Source organism: Kosakonia sp. H7A, assembly GCF_003028445.1.
In the GTDB taxonomy this organism is placed as follows: Bacteria; Pseudomonadota; Gammaproteobacteria; order Enterobacterales; family Enterobacteriaceae; genus Kosakonia; species Kosakonia radicincitans.
In genome coordinates, this window is sequence record NZ_PYTZ01000001.1 from 1094032 (window position 1) to 1111129 (window position 17098).

A 17098-nucleotide genomic window follows, 5' to 3' on the forward strand; every position below is an offset into this window, starting at 1 on the left:
TTTTTCCGGCGGTTACGCGACAAACCGGACGACAGAAAATTCAGTGTAAACGATTCCACTAATTTATCCCATGTCACAGTTTTCACCTCTCTGTTATGCTAAGGTTTGTTCATATCAAATGCTTTATGGAGTGAAATATGCGAGTTCTGGTTACTGGTGGTAGCGGTTACATAGGAAGCCACACCTGCGTGCAACTGCTGCAAAACGGCCATGACGTCATCATTCTGGATAACCTCTGTAACAGTAAGCGCAGCGTGCTCAATGAAATCGAGCGCTTCGGCGGGAAATCCGCGCTGTTCGTTGAAGGCGATGTTCGCGATGAAGCGCTGCTGGCCGAAATCCTGCACGATCATGCCATTGAAGCGGTCATTCACTTTGCCGGGCTGAAGGCCGTTGGCGAATCCGTGGCGAAGCCGCTGGAGTACTACGACAACAACGTCAACGGTACGCTGCGCCTGATCGACGCCATGCGCGCGGCCAACGTCAAAAACCTGATTTTCAGCTCCTCCGCCACGGTCTACGGCGATCAACCGAAAATCCCTTATGTCGAAAGCTTCCCTACCGGAACGCCGCAAAGTCCGTACGGCAAAAGCAAGTTGATGGTGGAACAGATCCTCACCGACCTGCAAAAAGCCCAGCCGGAGTGGAGCATCGCGCTGCTGCGCTACTTCAACCCGGTTGGCGCGCATCCGTCAGGAGATATGGGCGAAGATCCGCAGGGTATCCCGAATAACCTGATGCCTTACATCGCGCAGGTTGCCGTTGGCCGTCGAGATTCTCTGGCGATCTTCGGTAGCGATTATCCGACGCCGGATGGTACGGGCGTGCGTGATTACATTCATGTGATGGATCTCGCTGACGGTCACGTTGCGGCTATGCAACAACTGGCCGGCAAACCGGGCGTCCATATTTACAACCTCGGCGCCGGCGTCGGCAGCAGCGTACTGGATGTGGTCAACGCGTTCAGCAAAGCCTGCGGCAAACCGGTGGCATGGCACTTTGCGCCGCGCCGCGAGGGCGATTTACCGGCCTACTGGGCCGACGCGACCAAAGCCGATAAAGAGCTGAACTGGCGCGTAACCCGTACGCTTGACGAAATGGCAGAAGATACCTGGCGCTGGCAGTCACGCCATCCGCAGGGTTATCCGGATTGAAGGAGCAGTAATGACGCAATTTAACCCGGTCGATCACCCGCATCGCCGCTACAACCCGCTGACCGATCAGTGGATCCTGGTTTCTCCGCATCGCGCAAAGCGTCCCTGGCAAGGGGCGCAAGAAACGCCTGCGAAGCAAACATTGCCTGCACACGATCCGGATTGCTTCCTGTGTCCGGGTAATACTCGCGTAACGGGCGATAAAAACCCGGATTACACCAGTACTTACGTGTTCACCAATGATTTTGCGGCGCTGATGACCGACACGCCGCAGGCGCCGGAAAGCAGCGATCCGCTGATGCGCAGCCAGAGCGCGCGCGGGACCAGCCGGGTTATTTGCTTCTCGCCGGATCACAGCAAAACGCTGCCGGAACTGAGCCTGAACGCGCTGGAAGAGGTAATAAAAACCTGGCAACAGCAAACCGCCGAGCTGGGCCAGCACTATCCATGGGTGCAGGTGTTTGAGAACAAAGGCGCGGCAATGGGCTGCTCCAATCCGCATCCGCATGGCCAGGTGTGGGCGAATAGCTTTCTGCCCAACGAAGTGGAACGCGAAGACCGCCTGCAAAAAGCGTACTTTGCTGAACATCACTCACCGATGCTGGTCGATTATGTGCAGCGCGAGCTGAATGACGGCAGCCGTACGGTGGTAGAAACGGACCACTGGCTGGCCGTGGTGCCTTACTGGGCGGCCTGGCCGTTCGAAACGCTGCTGTTGCCGAAGGCGCATATCCAGCGCATTACCGACTTAACCGCAGCACAGCGCAGCGATCTGGCGATGGCGCTGAAAAAACTGACCAGCCGTTACGACAATCTGTTCCAGTGCTCTTTCCCCTACTCGATGGGCTGGCACGGCGCGCCGTTTAACGGTGAAGAGAATGATCACTGGCAGTTACACGCGCATTTCTATCCGCCGCTGCTGCGTTCCGCTACCGTGCGTAAATTTATGGTGGGCTACGAAATGCTGGCGGAAACCCAGCGCGATCTGACGGCAGAACAAGCCGCTGAACGCCTGCGTGCGCTGAGCGATGTCCATTTTCGCGAATCCGGAGAATAACAATGAGTCTGAAAGAGAAAACACAATCCCTGTTTGCTGAGAAATTTGGCTACCCTGCCACCCATACCATTCAGGCTCCGGGCCGCGTGAATCTGATTGGTGAACATACTGACTATAACGACGGTTTTGTACTGCCCTGCGCCATTGATTACCAGACGGTGATTAGCTGCGCGCCGCGCACCGATCGCATCGTGCGGGTGATTGCCGCCGATTACGATAACCAGACGGATGAATTTTCCCTCGACGCCCCGATTGTGACTCACGACAGCCAGCAGTGGTCCAACTATGTGCGTGGCGTAGTGAAACACCTGCAAAAACGCAATGCAGGCTTTGGCGGTGCCGATCTGGTGATCAGCGGCAACGTACCGCAAGGCGCGGGGTTAAGCTCCTCAGCATCGCTGGAAGTGGCGGTCGGCACCGTCTTCCAGCAACTTTACCATCTGCCACTGGATGGCGCGCAGATTGCCCTTAACGGCCAGGAAGCGGAAAACCAGTTCGTCGGCTGCAACTGCGGCATTATGGATCAGTTGATCTCGGCGCTGGGCAAAAAAGGCAGCGCGTTGCTGATCGACTGCCGCTCGCTCGGCACCAAAGCGGTGTCGATGCCGGAAGGCGTGGCAATTGTCATCATTAACAGCAATTTCAAACGCACGCTGGTTGGCAGTGAATACAACACGCGTCGTCAGCAGTGCGAAACCGGCGCGCGTTTCTTCCAGCAGAAAGCGCTGCGTGATGTCAGCATCGATCAGTTCAATGCGGTAGCGCATGAGTTGGATCCGCTGGTCAGCAAACGCGTACGCCATGTGCTGACAGAAAACGCGCGCACGGTCGAAGCGGCCGCCGCGCTGGAGAAAGGCGATCTGCAACGCATGGGTGTGCTGATGGCTGAATCCCACGCGTCGATGCGCGATGATTTTGAAATCACCGTGCCGCAAATCGATACGCTGGTCGAGATTGTGAAAGCCACCATCGGTGATAAAGGCGGTGTGCGCATGACTGGCGGCGGCTTTGGCGGCTGCGTTGTCGCGCTGGTGCCGGAAGCGCTGGTTCCTGCGGTGAAACAGGCCGTGGAAAACCAGTACGAAGCCAAAACCGGCATCAAAGAAACCTTTTATGTGTGCAAACCTTCACAGGGAGCAGGACAGTGCTAAACGAATCTGCGACGGCGGCTCCGGACGGGCTGCCCTTTCGTCTCATTACTCTGCGCAACAGCGCCGGAATGGTGGTGACACTGATGGACTGGGGCGCGACGCTGCTTTCGGCTCGCGTGCCACTGAAAGATGGCTCCGTGCGTGAAGCGCTGCTCGGCTGCGCGTCACCGGAATACTATCTGCAACAATCCGCGTTTCTCGGCGCTTCGGTGGGCCGTTACGCCAACCGTATCAGCAAGAGCCGTTTTCAGCTTGATGGTCAGACATATGCGCTTACGCCCAGCCAGGGCGAAAATCAGTTGCATGGCGGCCCGGAAGGTTTCGACAAGCGTCGCTGGCGGATTGAGCGTCAGAATGAAAACGAAGTGCTGTTTTCGCTGACTTCGCCGGATGGCGATCAGGGTTTTCCGGGCAACGTAAACGCCACGGCGCATTTTCGCCTCGGCGAGGATAACCGTCTGGCAATTGAATATCGTGCCACGACGGATAAACCCTGCCCGGTCAACCTGACCAACCACGCCTATTTCAACCTCGATGGGTACCAGTCTGATGTGCGTAGCCACTCCCTGCAACTGCTGGCAGATGAATATCTGCCTGTGGATGAGATGGGGCTGCCGACCGGTGGGTTGAAAAAAGTCGCGCTGACCAGTTTTGATTTCCGTACGCCCAAAACCGTGGCGGAAGAGTTTCTCAGCGATGACGATCAGCGTGCGGTAAAAGGCTACGATCATGCGTTTTTGTTGCAGGCGAAGGGCGATGCCAGCCTGCCTGCGGCACAGTTGTGGTCGGCGGATAATCAACTGCAAATGACGGTTTATACCAGCGCTCCTGCGCTCCAGTTCTATTCCGGCAATTATCTCGACGGTACGCCAGCGCGCGGGGGGAAAACCTACGCTGCATGGCAAGGCCTGGCGCTGGAGAGCGAATTTTTGCCCGACAGCCCGAATCGCCCGGACTATCCGCAGCCGGACTGTGTTTTACGCCCCGGCAGCGAATATGTCAGCCTGACGGAATATCACTTTATTGCGCTTTAATCTCAGCCCTCCTCCCGGAGGGCTTTTTTTTGCTCATTTTGCTGAAATAAGCGTCACTTATCGACAAAACTATAACCCCTGGTTCACAAGCACCTTACACTGCGCGGCTATTTTCGCTATGGTTATGGGTAATCGTTGCCGGGGCTCTCTCTCTCCGGCAATATAATGAGAATTGTTATCATTCAATCAGGCTTACAGGAGTAAGAGTATGGCTGTTACTAAGCTGGTTCTGGTTCGTCATGGCGAAAGCCAGTGGAACAACGAAAACCGCTTCACCGGTTGGTACGATGTCGATCTGTCAGAGAAAGGCGTTGGTGAAGCGAAAGCAGCAGGCAAACTGCTGAAAGAGGAAGGCTACTCCTTCGATTTTGCTTACACCTCCGTGCTGAAACGTGCCATCCACACACTGTGGAACGTGCTGGACGAACTGGATCAGGCGTGGTTGCCGGTAGAAAAAAGCTGGAAACTGAACGAGCGTCACTACGGTGCGTTGCAGGGTCTGAACAAAGCCGAAACCGCAGAGAAATACGGTGACGAGCAGGTTAAACAGTGGCGTCGTGGCTTTGCCGTTACCCCGCCAGCGCTGACCAAAGATGATGAGCGTTTCCCGGGCCACGATCCGCGCTACGCTAAACTGAGCGAAGCCGAACTGCCGCAGACCGAAAGCCTGGCGCTGACCATCGATCGCGTTATTCCTTACTGGAATGAAACTATTCTGCCGCGCCTGCAAAGCGGCGAGCGCGTGATCATCGCTGCGCACGGTAACTCCCTGCGTGCGCTGGTGAAATACCTCGACAATATGAGCGAAGAAGAGATCCTCGAACTGAACATCCCGACCGGCGTACCGCTGGTTTATGAGTTCGATGAAAACTTCAAACCGCTGAAACACTACTACCTGGGCAATGCGGAAGAGATCGCCGCAAAAGCCGCTGCAGTAGCAAACCAGGGTAAAGCGAAGTAAGTTTTCCCCCCATAAAAAAAGCGTGGATTGCTCCACGCTTTTTTTTGCACTTCACACGCAATCAGAGACACAAAATAATTCGCGTTGCAGAAAGGCGGCGAAGCTAATCTCCGGCAGCTAGCACAAAGTGACCCAGGTTAGCGAGAAAAGCCAACGTCTCTGCGGCTCGAATCAGGCACGACGCGCTTTTACCGCTGCCGCTAACTGACGCAGGATAGTGTCCGTATCTTCCCAGCCGATGCACGCATCGGTGATGCTCTTACCGTAGACCAGCGGTTCGCCGCTCTCCAGGCTCTGATTACCTTCCACCAGGTGGCTTTCAATCATCACGCCGATAATCGCTTTTTCACCGTTGGCGATCTGCTGACAGACATCGCTGCCAACGTCCATTTGCCTTTTGAACTGCTTGCTGGAGTTCGCATGGCTGAAATCGATCATCACCTGCGGTTCCAGGCCCGCTTTGGTCAGACCTGATTTCACTTCTGCCACATGTTTTGCACTGTAGTTCGGCTCTTTGCCGCCGCGCAGAATAATGTGGCAGTCGCCATTACCGGCGGTATTCACAATGGCAGAGTGGCCCCATTTGGTGACCGACAGGAAGCAGTGCGGCGCGCTGGCGGCGTTAATGGCGTCGATCGCCACTTTGATGGTGCCGTCGGTGCCGTTTTTGAATCCAACCGGACAGGAGAGACCAGAAGCCAGCTCGCGGTGTACCTGTGATTCCGTAGTACGGGCGCCGATCGCCCCCCAGCTCATCAGATCCGCCAGATATTGCGGCGTGATCATATCGAGGAATTCACCCGCAGCCGGCAGGCCGCTGTCATTGATTTCCAGCAATAATTTGCGGGCAATGCGCAGGCCGTCGTTGATCTGGAAGCTGTTGTCCATATGCGGATCGTTGATCAGCCCTTTCCAGCCAACGGTAGTACGCGGTTTTTCAAAATAGACGCGCATCACCACTTCCAGCTCGCCACCGAGCTCTTCACGCAATGCCAGCAGGCGCGAAGCGTACTCTTTCGCCGCCGCAGGATCATGAATGGAACACGGGCCAATCACCACCAGCAGACGATCGTCATTGCCGCGCAGAATGTTGTGGATCGCTTTGCGGGCGCTGGATACCGTCTGGGCGGCAGTTTCAGTGGCGGGGAATTTTTCAAGGAGCGCTACAGGAGGTAATAACTCGTTGATCTCTTTAATACGTAAATCGTCGTTCTGATAATTCATGATCTTTCCAGTGTGGCCATACTTTTTGTAATGAATGCAATCTTTCCAATCTATCTCGTCAGGCCCGAAGTGTAAACGCCCTTTTACACTTCGGGCGGATAATTCCTGGAATGGCGCAAAATGCCATGCAAAAGTCGCAGACTGTTAGATAGTAGCTACACTTTTTAACTGTAAACACCGTTAAATTGAATTTTAGCAATATTACATTCTGCCGTTAATAAATAAAGCGGCATCTTTCACCACTGAGCGTGATGACTCGTTCGCGCTGCTTTTATCGCCTTTGCCGGTGATGAAAACGACCAGAACAGGAGCTTTATGATGAAAATGAATAAATTAGCGACGCTTTTACTGACCTCGACCCTTACCCTTGCAGGTGGCGCAGCATGGGCTGCGGATTCTGCATCTGATGCCTCGGCCAATAACGGCCAGGCCAACTCCTCGGCAGCGGCGGGTCAGACCGCCCCGGATGCGCAGCAGAACCTTGCACCGAACGGGGTTGATAACAGCAAAATTAACAACGGCAGCACGAATTCTGCTACCGGTACGCAGCAAACTCACTCATCGCAGCATATGAGCAAAGATGAAGTGCACAAAAACACGATGTGTAAGGATGGGCGTTGCCCGGACGTAAACAAAAAAGTCGAAACCGGTAATGGCACTAATAATGACGTCAATACCAAAACCGATGGCACAACCCAGTAAAGAGTGATGCCATGACACATGAGGAGAGCTTCGGCTCTCCTTATTTTTTTTCTTCTCACCGGTTAAAAATCTGTAATGATGTAAGGCGTTAAGCCTGGTTAAAAGGAAGGAGCCATTCATGGCGCATTCACATTCACACGCTCCCGCCGATGCCAACGCCCGGCGTTTGTTGCTGGCATTTATTGTCACCGCCGTCTTTATGTTGGTGGAAGTGGCAGGTGGGATTATTTCCGGCTCGCTGGCGCTGCTGGCTGATGCTGGTCACATGCTTACCGATGCCGCCGCCCTGCTCTTCGCGCTATTAGCTGTCTGGTTTGCTCGCCAGCCGCCCAGCGCGCATCGTACGTTTGGCTGGCTGCGGCTGACGACGCTGGCCGCCTTTGTGAATGCGCTGGCGCTGGTGCTGATTACCGTGTGGATTGTCTGGGAAGCACTTCAGCGCTTCTACCATCCGCAGCCGGTCGCCGGGTTAACCATGATGGTGATCGCTATTGCCGGTCTGCTGGCAAACCTACTGGCGTTCTGGTTGCTGCATCGCGGTAGCGAAGAGAAGAATCTCAACGTGCGTGCTGCAGCGTTGCATGTACTGGGGGATCTGCTCGGTTCCGTTGGGGCGATCGCCGCCGCGCTGGTCATTATGCTGACCGGATGGACGCCGGTCGATCCTATACTTTCCGTGCTGGTTTCAGCGCTGGTGTTGCGCAGCGCCTGGCGTTTATTGAAGGAAAGCGTCAATGAATTGCTGGAAGGTGCGCCGTCGACATTCGACATTGGCGCGTTGAAACGCCATTTGCGCCGCGCCATTCCGGAAGTGCGCGACGTACACCATGTTCATGTCTGGCTGGTCGGTGAAAAACCATTAATGACGTTGCATGTGCAGGTTATTCCACCGCGGGATCACGATAAGCTACTCGGTGAGATCCAGCATTTCCTCATCCACCATTACCAGATTGAGCACTCCACCGTGCAGATGGAGTATCAGCTCTGTAACGGGCCAGACTGTACGCTGGGAGAATCACAGCCTGACCATCACCATCAGCATCACCATTAATGTGAAAACGCGTGAGAACCCCGCTCACGCGCGCTGTTCATCCACATACGGCTGCCATTAAGCGCAATGAATGTCAGGATCAGATACTCAAGCGACATCGCCCACACGCCTTGCAATGCGAAAATCACCACGCTGATGACGTTGATGATCACCCAAAGCAGCCAGTTTTCGACGTATTTGCGGGTCATCAGGATCATCGCCACAATCGACAACACCATCATGGAAGAATCCCAGAACGGGAAAGCATCGGGTTGCAGCTGCGGCATCGCCACATTCAGCCCCAGCGTTTGCATTACTGAGACAGCAATTTTCGTCAGAAACGCAAAGACAGGATCAATAAACGCGGTCATCAGGCCAATCGCGACCACGCACATGGCCAGCCACGCCAGCGCCTTCGGCAACGGCAGCCAGCGAATTTGCAGCTCAGCCTCGTTTTGCGATGTCTGGCGTGACCAGGCGTACCAGCCGTAAATATTGGCAGCAAAGAAAAAGAGCTGGAGCAACAGGCTGGCGTAGAGCTGGATCTGGAAAAAGATAATGGCGAACAGCGTGACGTTTATCAGACCAAACGCGTAATTACTGATTTTCTCCAGGCTCGCCAGCCAGATACACAGTAAGCCCGCCAGCGTGCCTGCAGCTTCAATCCATGAGAGATCGTACCCACCAGCACCCAGCGGTATGTGCACCAGGATGTTCTGTGTACTAAAAAAATCCATTCTTTCCCCAGAGCGTATTGTTACGCGTTAAAAAGTATTAAGGTCGTAGTGTAGCCGCAAAATCCAGCATGCGGTTCAGCGATACCAACGCGCCTTCGCGTAGTGCCGCATCAACATGGATCTCATGCTCAGCACCGGCGTGTTCCAGCCCTTCAGCAATCGCTTTCAGGCCATTCATCGCCATCCACGGACAGTGCGCACAACTGCGGCAAGTCGCCCCTTCTCCTGCTGTCGGCGCTTCAAACAGCTCTTTTTCCGGTACGGCTTGCTGCATCTTATAAAAGATACCCCGGTCAGTGGCGACAATAAGCTGTTTATGCGGCAGTGTTTTTGCCGCAGCAATCAATTGGCTGGTGGATCCTACAGCATCCGCCAGTTGCACGACCGATTGCGGCGATTCTGGATGCACCAGGATAGCGGCTTGCGGGTAGAGCGCCTTCATGCGCATCAGCGCCTGGGTTTTAAATTCATCATGAACAATACAGGCGCCCTGCCAGCACAGCACATCAGCACCGGTCTGTTTCTGCACGTAGCTTCCCAGATGTTTGTCCGGCGCCCAGATAATTTTCTCGCCGAGGCTATCGAGATGCTCAATCAACTCGACGGCAATACTGGACGTTACGACCCAGTCGGCACGCGCTTTCACTGCTGCCGAGGTATTGGCATAGACCACCACTGTACGATCCGGGTGAGCGTCGCAGAAAGCAGTAAACTCATCAATCGGGCAGCCCAGATCGAGTGAACATTCGGCGTGCAGTGTTGGCATCAGGATGTTTTTTTCCGGGCTGAGAATTTTAGCGGTCTCGCCCATAAAACGAACGCCAGCGACCAGCAGCGTGGAGGCTGGATGTCTGGCACCAAAGCGCGCCATCTCCAGCGAATCGGCGATACAACCCCCAGTCTCTTCCGCCAGTTGTTGGATCTCCGGGTCGGTATAATAGTGCGCGACCATCACCGCATCCCGTTCTTTCAGCAAGCGTTTGATTTTCTCGCGGTAAAATTGCTTGTCTTGCTGATCCAGCGGCTGGGGTTTTGGCGGAAAAGGATAGATTGCGGCTTCAGGGTCAAACATTACGCTCATCATGCTTACTCGTTTTTCTTGCTGAACTTAACAACCGGGTTCGTCACCATGGAAGCGGGTAATCCGGCAGAGATGTTTTATATACTAAACAAGATAGCCGATTGCGTAAAAAATGTCGTGATGAATTTTTAAGGAATGGCAGATCCCCCTCCAACAGCAGCTACTGCTGACGCTGTGCTTAGCAGGCCTATGGATGGATATCGCGGGATTGACGGATGTCAGAAAGCAAAAAACCCGCCAGCGCCATTTTACATGGGTGGGTCGTGCAGGATGACTCGCTTCGCTCGCCCTTCGAACGCTGCGCGTTGTTCAAAATTGTTCCCGACAATTTTGTCGAATCTTCTCTATTCGCAGAAAGCAAAAAAGCGCCTTTAGGGCGCTTTTTTACATTGGTGGGTCGTGCAGGATTCGAACCTGCGACCAATTGATTAAAAGTCAACTGCTCTACCAACTGAGCTAACGACCCCTTACGGAACTGCTCTTCGAAGTAATCACCCACGTTGAAAGTGGTGGGTCGTGCAGGATTCGAACCTGCGACCAATTGATTAAAAGTCAACTGCTCTACCAACTGAGCTAACGACCCATAGGGGTAGTGACTTCGAAGATAATTTTACCAGGAACCACATTAAGTGGTGGATCGTGCAGGATGATTTGGCCTTTGCCTCGCCCTGTGGCGTCGCTGCTGCTGCAACGTTATCCTTCACGTTTAACACCATTAGATTGATGTTAAATTGGTGGGTCGTGCAGGATTCGAACCTGCGACCAATTGATTAAAAGTCAACTGCTCTACCAACTGAGCTAACGACCCGAGTGGTGGGTGATGACGGGATCGAACCGCCGACCCCCTCCTTGTAAGGGAGGTGCTCTCCCAGCTGAGCTAATCACCCGATACTACGTGCTGGATACTACTTTAAGTGATGGGTCGTGAGGATAATTCGGCTTTGCCTTACCCTGTCGGGCCGTTGCTACGCAACGTTATCCTTCACGCTTAACATCTCCACCCCGATGTTAAATTGGTGGGTCGTGCAGGATTCGAACCTGCGACCAATTGATTAAAAGTCAACTGCTCTACCAACTGAGCTAACGACCCACTTTCATGTTGCCTCTGGTTTAAGAGATATCCCGTGGCAACGGCGGCATATATTACTGATTTAAGATTTCAGCGCAACAACAATTTCAACCAGAATGACTTAACTGCTTATGATTCATGCGACAAGACCAGAAAAAACACGATTTCTGGTCATGCGCTATGCATTACATAGAACCAAGGCGTTTTTGCGCTTGTTTCGCGCCGTCGGTACCAGGGTATTTACTGACCACCTGCTGGTAAACCGCTTTCGCCTTCGCGCTGTCACCTTTGTCCTGCATAATCACGCCGACCTTGAACATAGCGTCAGGCGCTTTAGGCGACTTCGGGTAATTCTTCACCACAGAGGCAAAGTAATAAGCAGCGTCGTCTTTTTTACCCTTGTTATAATTCAACTGACCAAGCCAGTAGTTGGCATTCGGTATGTAGGTTGAATCTGGGTACTTTTTGACAAAATTCTGGAAAGCAGCGAGCGCATCATCCTGACGGGATTTATCCTGTACCAGCGCAATCGCCGCATTGTAATCCGTATTTGCATCGCCGCTTTGAACGGGAGCACCAGACGTTGCCGCACCGTTATTTGCGCCCGTATCCGCTGCTGGCGCTTGCGCCGCCGCACCGCTCTGATCGCCGGAAGCTTGCTGCGTCTGTCCCGCTGTGCCACTGCTCAAATTGCCTATCTGCTGCAAAATTTGCTGTTGGCGTTCAACCACCTGATTAAGCTGATACTGATTTTCCTGGATTTGTCCACGAAGGGTATCAATATCGGCCTGATTATCGGAGAGTTGTTGCTGGAGTTGAGTCAAAAGCTGGCTATGAGCATTAGAAATACGCTCGAGTTGAGTGACACGGTCTTCGACCGAGCCTGAGCCGACACTACTGATTGGCGCCTGAGCATTAGCGGCCCATGGGGCCGCTATGCCAACCAGTAACGACAGACTCAACAAATGATGTCTGAAGTTACTGCTCATGCAATTCTCTTAGTAAACCAGTACGGCACGACGGTTTTTAGCGTAAGCCGCTTCGTCATGACCCAGTACTGCAGGTTTTTCTTTACCGTAAGAAACGATGGAGATCTGATCTGCGGAAACGCCTTTACCCTGCAGGTACATTTTAACGGCGTTAGCACGACGTTCGCCCAGGGAGATGTTGTATTCCGGAGTACCACGTTCGTCCGCGTGACCTTCTACGGTGACTTTGTAGGACGGGTTGCTACGCAGGAAGTTAGCGTGAGCATCCAGCATCGCAGCGAAGTCAGAACGGATGTCATATTTGTCCAGATCGAAGTAAACAATGTTGTTCTGCTGCAGCTGTTGCATTTGCAGACGCGCTTGTTCTTCGGAGGACATATTGCCACTACCGTTCATGCCAGTGCCAGCACCCATCATGCCTTCGCCGCTCTGGTCGCTGGTGTTGTTCTTGTGAGAAGAACACGCAGCAATCGCCATAACAGGCAGAGCCAGCATCAGGCCTTTCAGCACTTTGTTCAGTTGCATTTCTTTGATTCCTTTATAAATATTTATTATTACAGATACGGAGACCAGGCAGGGAATTTAACCTGACCATCAGTCGCCGGAAGACGCGCTTTGAAACGCCCATCTGTAGAAACCAGATTCAGCACGGATCCCATCCCCTGAGAAGAGCTGTAGATTACCATTGTGCCGTTAGGTGCCAGACTTGGCGTTTCATCCAGGAACGTTGACGTCAGAACCTGTACGCCACCCGCTGCCAGATCTTGTTTAGCGATGTGCTGCTGACCACCGTCAGAGCTTACCATCACCATAAATTTGCCGTCGCTGCTCACGTCAGCATCCTGGTTTTGTGAACCCTGCCAGGAGATACGCTGCGCTGCGCCGCCATTGATACCTACTTTATACACCTGCGGACGACCCGCCTGGTCAGACGTAAAGGCCAGCGTCTGGCTATCCGGGAACCAGGTCGGTTCGGTGTTGTTGCTGCGGCCATCGGTAACCTGACGAATCTGGCCGGAACCAATATCCATGACATAAATGTTCAGGCTACCGGTTTTAGACAGCGCAAACGCCAGTTTAGAACCGTCCGGCGAGAAGGCCGGCGCACCGTTGTGGCGCGGGAAGGAAGCAACCTGGCGGATGCTCGCATTCGCCAGCGTCTGGATAACCAGAGCAGAACGACCGCTTTCAAACGTCACGTAAGCCAGTTTGGACCCGTCCGGAGACCATGCCGGAGACATCAGCGGCTGCGGCGATTTGTGCACCAGGAACTGGTTGTAACCGTCATAGTCAGAAACGCGCAGCTCGTACGGGAACTGACTGTTCGCAGTCTGCACTACGTAAGCAATACGGGTACGGAATGCACCTTTAATGCCGGTCAGTTTTTCGAATACTTCATCACTGGCGGCATGAGCGGCATAACGCAGCCACTGTTTGTTCACTTTAAAGGAGTTCTGCGCCAGCACGGTACCCGGCGCACCGCCGGTGTCCACCAGTTGGTAAGCGACGTTGTAGCTGCCGTCAGGATTCGGGGTTACCTGACCAACAACCACCGCATCGATGCCTAACGCAGACCATGCGGCTGGCTGAACTTCCTGTGCGCTGCCAGGCTGCTGCGGCAGGCGGGAACGATCGAGGGGATTGAATTTGCCGCTGTTGCGCAGATCCGCAGCAACGATACCGCCGGCATCTTCAGGCGCGGCACCAGGGCCTGCCCACTGGAAAGGCACAACGCCAATCGGGCGTGCCGAGTCCACCCCCTGGGTGATCTCGATACGTACTTCTGCGTGCAGCACCGCTGCCCACAGCATCAGAAAACCAAATGCAACACGTAATGCCTGCTTCATCATATCTCCCTTATCCGGGTGGAAAACCCGCGATAATTTAGCAGAATTTTAACAAACTCAATAAGACAAAACTACCCGCGTCGGAACAACCGGTACGATTTCCCCCCGCGCGGTGCGAAGGAAAGTCTACCTTATGGTTTAAGGTCCTGGTTTAAAGTCCAGCGGCGCATTTTTGAACACTTCATACACAGCCTGACTTGGCGGCTTCGGTATTTTTGCCTGTCTTGCAGCTGCAAGAGCCGCCTGACAAAGCGCCGGGTCGCCACCTTCGGACTGAATATCTAACAGCATGCCATCCGGCGCCAGTTTGACACGCAACGTACAGGTTTTCCCCGCATAGGAGGAGGAATCATAAAAGCGGCTTTCAATCGCCGATTTTATCTGCCCTGCATAGTTACTGATGTCAGCACCTGATGCGCCGTTGTTCTTAGTGTTACCAGAACCGGCTGCGGCTGCATTATTCCCTTTCGCCCCGCCACCTGTTTTCGGCGCATTCTTACCGGAACTTAAATCGCCAAACAGATCGTCAACGCCAGCGGCAGCAGCGGCTTTTTCAGCGGCGGCTTTCTTGGCAGCAGCCGCTTTTTCAGTTGCCGCTTTCTTATCGGCGGCGGCCTTCTCAGCGGCTGCAGCTTTCTTCTCTTCTGCAGCTTTTTCAGCGGCAGCAGCTTTCGCAGCAGCAGCCTTCTCAGCCGCAGCGGCTTTCTCTGCTGCAGCTTTCTCCGAGGCAGCTTGTTTAGCCGCTTCGGCCTGTGCTTTCTTCTCAGCGTCTGCCTGAGCTTTCTTCGCTGCTTCAGCTTCCGCTTTTTTCTTCGCATCTGCGGCGGCTTTTGCGGCTTCAGCTTCTGCTTTTTTCTGTGCGTCGGCAGCGGCTTTTGCGGCTTCAGCTTCCGCTTTTTTCTGCGCATCGGCAGCGGCTTTCTTCGCTGCTTCTGCTGCTTCTTTTGCCTGAGCGTCTGCTTTAGCTTTTGCATCAGCGGCTGCTTTCGCTGCGGCTTCTTCAGCTTGCTTCTGTTGCTGCTGCGCTTTTTTCGCCGCCTCTTCCGCTTGTTTCTGCTGCTCGGCCTGTTCGCGCGCGGCTTCCTGCGCCTGCAAACGCTCCTGCTCCAGCTGTTTCAAATGCTCCTGCTCGGCAGCCTGCTTTTCACGCAGCTCTTCCGCCTGCTGTTGCGCCTGTTTTTCGCGCTGCTCTTTGGCTCGTTGCGCGCTGGCTTGCTGCTGCTGTTGGCGATTGTAATTGTCCACCACAGCACCGGGATCGACCATCACCGCATCGATCGCCGAGCCACCGCCGCCGCCCGCAGACGCATCAATATGCTCGTCGAACGAACTCCAAATCAGCAGCGCCACCAGAATTACGTGCAGCACGGCTGAGATGATTATCGCTCGCTTAAGCTTGTCGTTTTGTACGGTTGCCTTTGACACTCTCGGTTCCCAAAAACTGTCCGCCTGTCAGGCGAGTGATCAGATAGGCTGCGTCATCAAGCCAACCGATTTCACACCCGCGCTATGTAACAGGTTCAGCGCTTTAATGATTTCATCGTACGGCACATCTTTCGCTCCGCCGATTAAGAACACGGTTTTCGGATTGGATTGCAGGCGACGCTGCGCCTCGGCAATCACCTGCTCTGGCGGTAGCTGATCCATGCGATCTTTTTCCACCACCACGCTGTACTGTCCGACACCGGAAACCTCAATAATGACCGGAGGATCGTCATTGGTACTGACGGTCTGCGATTCCGTCGCATCCGGCAGATCGACCTCTACGCTCTGCGTGATGATCGGCGCTGTTGCCATAAAGATCAGCAGCAGCACCAGCAACACGTCCAGCAACGGTACAATGTTGATTTCAGACTTGAGGCCACGACTGCCCCGCCCACGCGTTCTGGCCATGGATTACTCCTTATTGCTGTCGCTGCTGGCGAATGCCTGGCGATGCAGAATAGCCGTGAACTCTTCCATAAAGTTGTCGTAATTCAGTTCCAGTTTGTTCACGCGCTGGTTCAGGCGGTTATATGCCATCACCGCCGGGATTGCGGCAAACAGACCGATTGCGGTAGCGATCAACGCTTCCGCGATCCCCGGCGCAACCATTTGCAATGTGGCCTGCTTCACCGCGCCCAGCGCGATAAAGGCGTGCATGATCCCCCATACCGTACCGAACAGACCGATATACGGGCTGATAGAACCCACGGTACCAAGGAAAGGAATGTGGTTTTCCAGATTTTCCAGCTCGCGGCTCATCGAAATGCGCATCGCCCTTGATGCCCCTTCGACAATCGCTTCTGGCGCGTGACTGTTTGCGCGATGCAGACGGGCAAACTCTTTGAACCCGCTGTAGAAGATTTGTTCCGAACCGCTCAGATTATCGCGGCGAGCCTGGCTTTCCTGATACAAACGTGACAGTTCAATGCCGGACCAGAACTTGTCTTCGAATGCTTCTGCTTCGCGCCCTGCTGCGTTGAGGATGCGCGTTCTCTGGATGATGATTGCCCAGGATGCGATTGAAAAACCAATCAAAATCAACATGATAAGTTTGACCAGAAGGCTAGCCTTCAGGAACAAATCAAGGATGTTCATGTCAGTCACTGCTTAAACTCCGCGACAATAGACTTGGGAAGCGCACGAGGCTTCATTAAGAGTGGATCAACACAGACAATCAGCACCTCAGCTTCATTCAGCACTTTGTTCTCTGCGTTGACAATCCGCTGCGTGAACACCATGGAGGTACCACGCATTGATGTAATTTCCGTTTGGACTTCGAGCATGTCGTCGAGTCTGGCGGGCGCAAAATACTCCAGCATCATTTTGCGTACCACGAACGCGACGCGCTCAGCCAGCAGAACTTGTTGGCTAAAGTGATGATGGCGCAGCATCTCTGTACGGGCTCTTTCATAAAAAGCTACGTAGCTGGCGTGGTAAACCACACCACCGGCGTCTGTATCTTCGTAATAGACACGAACCGGCCATCGAAACAGCGTTGTATTCACTTTACATCCCGGTAATGCAAAAAAAGTTAGAGCTTTTAAACTTCGCTACTATACGCGCGGGAAAGGTGCTTT

Annotated in this window: 17 protein-coding genes and 5 tRNA genes; 7 read left to right on the forward strand and 15 right to left on the reverse strand. The window is 53.9% G+C overall.

The genetic code is table 11. The annotated features are described in order from the left end of the window. The first annotated feature begins 137 nt into the window (after positions 1–137). The 5 genes from galE (at position 138) to gpmA (ending at position 5357) form a co-directional block, all read left to right on the forward strand. Positions 138–1154, forward strand: coding sequence for a UDP-glucose 4-epimerase GalE (galE, locus tag CWM66_RS05040; RefSeq protein ID WP_071920502.1), 1017 nt, complete (start codon positions 138–140; stop codon positions 1152–1154). Positions 1155–1164: 10 nt separating this feature from the next. Next, positions 1165–2211 (forward strand): galactose-1-phosphate uridylyltransferase, encoded by a 1047-nt coding sequence (galT, locus tag CWM66_RS05045; RefSeq protein WP_107146304.1) that lies wholly within the window; start codon positions 1165–1167, stop codon positions 2209–2211. A 2-nt stretch (positions 2212–2213) separates the two neighbouring features. Then, positions 2214–3362, forward strand: coding sequence for a galactokinase (gene galK / locus CWM66_RS05050; protein ID WP_079518219.1), 1149 nt, complete (start codon positions 2214–2216; stop codon positions 3360–3362). Then, the gene (gene galM / locus CWM66_RS05055) at positions 3356–4396 is read left to right on the forward strand and encodes a galactose-1-epimerase (protein ID WP_035885960.1); all 1041 of its coding nucleotides are present in this window, start codon (positions 3356–3358) and stop codon (positions 4394–4396) included. Before galK ends, galM begins: the two co-directional genes overlap by 7 nt. A 208-nt stretch (positions 4397–4604) precedes the next feature. Then, entirely contained in the window at positions 4605–5357 is a 753-nt protein-coding gene (gene gpmA, locus CWM66_RS05060) for a 2,3-diphosphoglycerate-dependent phosphoglycerate mutase (RefSeq protein WP_007373930.1), read from the forward strand. 171 nt (positions 5358–5528) lie between these two features. On the opposite strand, the gene aroG is transcribed toward gpmA, so the two are convergent. Next, positions 5529–6581: a 3-deoxy-7-phosphoheptulonate synthase AroG gene (aroG, locus tag CWM66_RS05065; protein ID WP_035885962.1), complete on the reverse strand. Its 1053-nt coding sequence runs from the start codon at positions 6579–6581 to the stop codon at positions 5529–5531. A gap of 318 nt (positions 6582–6899) precedes the next feature. On the opposite strand from aroG, the gene CWM66_RS05070 reads away from it, so the two are divergent. Beyond that, positions 6900–7283 carry a YbgS-like family protein gene (locus CWM66_RS05070; protein WP_035885963.1) on the forward strand — a complete coding sequence of 128 codons (384 nt, stop codon included), beginning with the start codon at positions 6900–6902 and terminating at the stop codon, positions 7281–7283. A 118-nt stretch (positions 7284–7401) separates the two neighbouring features. Then, positions 7402–8334 (forward strand): CDF family zinc transporter ZitB, encoded by a 933-nt coding sequence (gene zitB, locus CWM66_RS05075; RefSeq protein ID WP_071920501.1) that lies wholly within the window; start codon positions 7402–7404, stop codon positions 8332–8334. On the opposite strand, the gene pnuC is transcribed toward zitB, so the two are convergent. The 14 genes from pnuC to ybgC all read right to left on the reverse strand — a co-directional run bounded on the left by pnuC (position 8331) and on the right by ybgC (position 17026). After that, the gene (pnuC, locus tag CWM66_RS05080; protein ID WP_107146305.1) at positions 8331–9050 is read right to left on the reverse strand and encodes a nicotinamide riboside transporter PnuC; all 720 of its coding nucleotides are present in this window, start codon (positions 9048–9050) and stop codon (positions 8331–8333) included. The genes zitB and pnuC overlap by 4 nt on opposite strands. A gap of 37 nt (positions 9051–9087) precedes the next feature. Further along, positions 9088–10131, reverse strand: coding sequence for a quinolinate synthase NadA (nadA, locus tag CWM66_RS05085; protein WP_035886080.1), 1044 nt, complete (start codon positions 10129–10131; stop codon positions 9088–9090). Positions 10132–10521: 390 nt separating this feature from the next. After that, positions 10522–10597, reverse strand: a tRNA-Lys gene (locus tag CWM66_RS05090). A 41-nt stretch (positions 10598–10638) separates the two neighbouring features. Further along, positions 10639–10714, reverse strand: a tRNA-Lys gene (locus CWM66_RS05095). 149 nt (positions 10715–10863) lie between these two features. Then, a tRNA-Lys gene (locus tag CWM66_RS05100) sits at positions 10864–10939 on the reverse strand. Positions 10940–10942: 3 nt separating this feature from the next. Further along, positions 10943–11018: transfer RNA gene (locus CWM66_RS05105), tRNA-Val, on the reverse strand. Positions 11019–11145: 127 nt separating this feature from the next. Next, a tRNA-Lys gene (locus CWM66_RS05110) sits at positions 11146–11221 on the reverse strand. A gap of 164 nt (positions 11222–11385) precedes the next feature. Beyond that, positions 11386–12189, reverse strand: a complete 804-nt coding sequence (gene cpoB, locus CWM66_RS05115) for a cell division protein CpoB (protein WP_035943222.1) — start codon at positions 12187–12189, stop codon at positions 11386–11388. Between the two features lie 9 nt (positions 12190–12198). Beyond that, the gene (pal, locus tag CWM66_RS05120) at positions 12199–12714 is read right to left on the reverse strand and encodes a peptidoglycan-associated lipoprotein Pal (RefSeq protein ID WP_007373922.1); all 516 of its coding nucleotides are present in this window, start codon (positions 12712–12714) and stop codon (positions 12199–12201) included. A 29-nt stretch (positions 12715–12743) separates the two neighbouring features. Beyond that, positions 12744–14036: a Tol-Pal system beta propeller repeat protein TolB gene (gene tolB / locus CWM66_RS05125; RefSeq protein ID WP_035885966.1), complete on the reverse strand. Its 1293-nt coding sequence runs from the start codon at positions 14034–14036 to the stop codon at positions 12744–12746. Positions 14037–14174: 138 nt separating this feature from the next. Then, a complete protein-coding gene (gene tolA / locus CWM66_RS05130; protein WP_107146306.1) occupies positions 14175–15461 on the reverse strand; it encodes a cell envelope integrity protein TolA in 1287 nt (428 codons plus the stop codon). 39 nt (positions 15462–15500) lie between these two features. Then, positions 15501–15929 (reverse strand): colicin uptake protein TolR, encoded by a 429-nt coding sequence (tolR, locus tag CWM66_RS05135; protein ID WP_007373919.1) that lies wholly within the window; start codon positions 15927–15929, stop codon positions 15501–15503. Between the two features lie 3 nt (positions 15930–15932). Then, positions 15933–16625 carry a Tol-Pal system protein TolQ gene (gene tolQ, locus CWM66_RS05140; RefSeq protein ID WP_090474323.1) on the reverse strand — a complete coding sequence of 231 codons (693 nt, stop codon included), beginning with the start codon at positions 16623–16625 and terminating at the stop codon, positions 15933–15935. Then, a complete protein-coding gene (gene ybgC, locus CWM66_RS05145; protein WP_007373917.1) occupies positions 16622–17026 on the reverse strand; it encodes a tol-pal system-associated acyl-CoA thioesterase in 405 nt (134 codons plus the stop codon). Before ybgC ends, tolQ begins: the two co-directional genes overlap by 4 nt. Positions 17027–17098 lie beyond the last annotated feature (72 nt).

Excerpts from the sequence above, each read along its gene's own strand:
- aroG (WP_035885962.1), bottom strand. The coding sequence starts at position 6,581 with ATGAATTATCAGAACGACGATTTACGTATTAAAGAGATCAACGAGTTA.
- galK (WP_079518219.1), top strand. The coding sequence starts at position 2,214 with ATGAGTCTGAAAGAGAAAACACAATCCCTGTTTGCTGAGAAATTTGGC.
- gpmA (WP_007373930.1), top strand. The coding sequence starts at position 4,605 with ATGGCTGTTACTAAGCTGGTTCTGGTTCGTCATGGCGAAAGCCAGTGG.
- tolR (WP_007373919.1), bottom strand. The coding sequence starts at position 15,929 with ATGGCCAGAACGCGTGGGCGGGGCAGTCGTGGCCTCAAGTCTGAAATC.
- CWM66_RS05070 (WP_035885963.1), top strand. The coding sequence starts at position 6,900 with ATGAAAATGAATAAATTAGCGACGCTTTTACTGACCTCGACCCTTACC.
- pal (WP_007373922.1), bottom strand. The coding sequence starts at position 12,714 with ATGCAACTGAACAAAGTGCTGAAAGGCCTGATGCTGGCTCTGCCTGTT.
- galT (WP_107146304.1), top strand. The coding sequence starts at position 1,165 with ATGACGCAATTTAACCCGGTCGATCACCCGCATCGCCGCTACAACCCG.
- nadA (WP_035886080.1), bottom strand. The coding sequence starts at position 10,131 with ATGAGCGTAATGTTTGACCCTGAAGCCGCAATCTATCCTTTTCCGCCA.
- tolB (WP_035885966.1), bottom strand. The coding sequence starts at position 14,036 with ATGAAGCAGGCATTACGTGTTGCATTTGGTTTTCTGATGCTGTGGGCA.
- cpoB (WP_035943222.1), bottom strand. The coding sequence starts at position 12,189 with ATGAGCAGTAACTTCAGACATCATTTGTTGAGTCTGTCGTTACTGGTT.
- pnuC (WP_107146305.1), bottom strand. The coding sequence starts at position 9,050 with ATGGATTTTTTTAGTACACAGAACATCCTGGTGCACATACCGCTGGGT.
- galE (WP_071920502.1), top strand. The coding sequence starts at position 138 with ATGCGAGTTCTGGTTACTGGTGGTAGCGGTTACATAGGAAGCCACACC.
- zitB (WP_071920501.1), top strand. The coding sequence starts at position 7,402 with ATGGCGCATTCACATTCACACGCTCCCGCCGATGCCAACGCCCGGCGT.